At 57.2% G+C, this 2,499-nt stretch carries 2 protein-coding genes; both read right to left on the bottom strand.

The window, feature by feature from the left end:
- Positions 1 to 66: 66 nt before the first annotated feature.
- Positions 67 to 867, bottom strand: a complete 801-nt coding sequence (gene istB, locus AC27VJ_RS22580; RefSeq protein ID WP_488685910.1) for an IS21-like element helper ATPase IstB — start codon at positions 865 to 867, stop codon at positions 67 to 69.
- Positions 857 to 2,386, bottom strand: a complete 1,530-nt coding sequence (gene istA / locus AC27VJ_RS22575; protein WP_488685909.1) for an IS21 family transposase — start codon at positions 2,384 to 2,386, stop codon at positions 857 to 859. The genes istB and istA overlap by 11 nt, the downstream gene beginning before the upstream one ends.
- Positions 2,387 to 2,499: the final 113 nt, after the last annotated feature.

The raw sequence follows: 2,499 nt of genomic DNA, 5'->3' as shown, positions 1-2,499 counted from the left end.
TGTTGGTTTCCATGCGGAACTGAGCCGGTTTTTCCACCGAGAAGTGAGCCACCTCTGATTATGGTTTTATGATTGGGTTTTGGTCAAGGGATTGGCTTTTTCTCCTCTCTTGTTCGCTGCGGCTGCCGAACTGGCCTTGAAGCGGAAGCTGTCATTACCTGTTTCCAGGATATGGCAGCGATGGGTCAAACGATCGAGCAATGCCGTCGTCATCTTGGCGTCGCCGAAGACGGTTGCCCATTCGCTAAAGCTGAGGTTGGTGGTTATCACCACGCTGGTCCGCTCATAGAGCTTGCTCAACAGGTGGAAGAGGAGCGCTCCGCCTGAAGCGCTGAATGGAAGGTAGCCGAGCTCATCAAGGATCAGCAGATCAAGGCGGACCAAGGTCTCAGCGATCTGGCCTGCCTTGCCTTTGGCCTTCTCCTGCTCAAGTGCGTTGACCAATTCGATGGTTGAGAAGAAGCGGACCTTTCGACGGTGATGTTCGACAGCCTGGATGCCAAGGGCCGTCGCCACGTGGGTTTTGCCTGTGCCCGGTCCGCCGACGAGCACGATATTCTGCGCTCCGTCAATGAACTCGCATCTGTGCAACTGGCGCACCGTCGCTTCGTTGATTTCGCTGGCGGCAAAGTCGTATCCAGAGATGTCCTTGTAGGCAGGGAAGCGTGCAGCCTTCATATGATAGGCGATGGAGCGGACCTCGCGCTCGGCCATCTCGGCTTTCAGCAACTGGGAGAGGATCGGCACGGCTGCATCAAAAGCTGGAGCACCTTGCTCGATCAAGTCTGTGACGGCTTGCGCCATGCCATACATCTTCAGGCTACGGAGCATGATGACGACGGCCGCGCTGGCAGGATCATGACGCATGGCGACCTCCCACGATCCGGACGCGCAAGCCATCGTAGCGTTCTACATTAGCCTTGGGTTCACGTAGCAAGGTCAGTGCCTGTGGCGTATCGACGTCGGGACCCTCGTTCGTCTTGCCGTCGATGAGACGGTGCAGAAGATTCAGCACATGCGTTTTGGTTGCCACGCCTTGATCCAAAGCCAGTTCCACAGCCCTGACGACAACCTGTTCGTCGTGATGAAGGACGAGGGCAAGGATATCGGCCATCTCACGATCACCACCGGGGCGGCGAAGCATCTGGTCCTGTAGTTGTCGAAAGGCAAACGGCAATTCCAGGAAGGGAGCACCATTGCGCAGGGCACCGGGCTTGCGCTGGATGACCGTCAGATAATGTCGCCAATCATAGATTGTCCGGGGTAGCCTGTGGCTGCGCTCGATGACCCGCGCGTGTTCACATAGAATGTTTCCCTCGGCTGCGACGACCAGGCGCTCGGGATATATCCGCAGGCTGACGGGCCGGTTTGCAAATGATGCAGGCACGCTGTAGCGGTTCCGCTCGAAGGTAATCAGGCATGTTGGTGAGACGCGCTTGCTCTGCTCGACGAACCCGTCAAATGCAGTCGGTAATGCCATCAATGCTGCTCGCTCATCGGCCCAAACATCTGCGATAGAACCTGGCAAGGTGCCATGCGCCGTGTCCCGCCACAGCTCTTGGCAATGTTGCTCCAGCCAGTCATTCAACGCCATCAGATTTGGAAAGTCTGGCATCTGTTGCCACAAGCGTGGTCGGGCATCCTGGACGTTCTTCTCGACCTGACCCTTTTCCCAACCGGCCGCTGGATTGCAGAACTCAGGTGCAAAGACGTAATGGTTTGTCATCGCGAGGAAGCGCATGTTGACCTGTCGCTCCTTGCCGCGACCCACACGATCAACCGCTGTCTTCATGTTATCGTAAATGCCACGACCAGGCACGCCGCCGAAGACACGGAAGCCGTGCCAGTGCGCGTCAAAGAGCATCTCGTGTGTTTGCAACAAGTAGGCCCTGACCAGAAAAGCCCGACTGTGAGATAGTTTGATATGTGCGACCTGGAGCTTCGTGCGCTCGCCGCCGATCACGGCGTAGTCCTCACTCCAATCGAACTGGAATGCCTCACCAGGTCGGAAAGACAGCGGAACAAATACGCCACGGCCCGTCGTCTGCTGCTCACGTAGCCGATCAGCTCGCCACTCGCGGGCGAAGGCGGCCACCCGATTATACGAGCCTGTAAAACCGAGAGCCATCAGGTCGGCATGAAGCTGCTTCAAGGTCCGGCGCTGCTTGCGCGACTTTCCGGTCTCTGTCTTCAGCCAGGCCGCCAGTTTGTCGGAAAAGGGATCAAGCTTGCTTGGTCGTTCCGGTACCGTGAACGTCGGCTCGATTGTACCTGCGTTCAAATACTTTGCGATCGTGTTGCGCGACAGCCCGGTGCGTCGGCTGATCTCACGGATCGACTGCTTCTCTCGCAGCGCCATCCGACGGATGATGTTTAAAAGTCCCATGTGGATCACTCCGTTGCCCCCGTCGCTCACCGCGTTGGGGGGAAGGTTCACATGGCTCAGTTCTCAATGGAAATTATCTGCCTAACCGGCTCAGTTCTGCGTGGAAACCAACA

It is taken from the genome of Agrobacterium sp. 20P9.1.2, assembly GCF_057799395.1.
The sequence above is the reverse complement of the archived record's forward strand: the minus strand, read 5'-3'. Positions and strand labels throughout refer to the sequence as shown.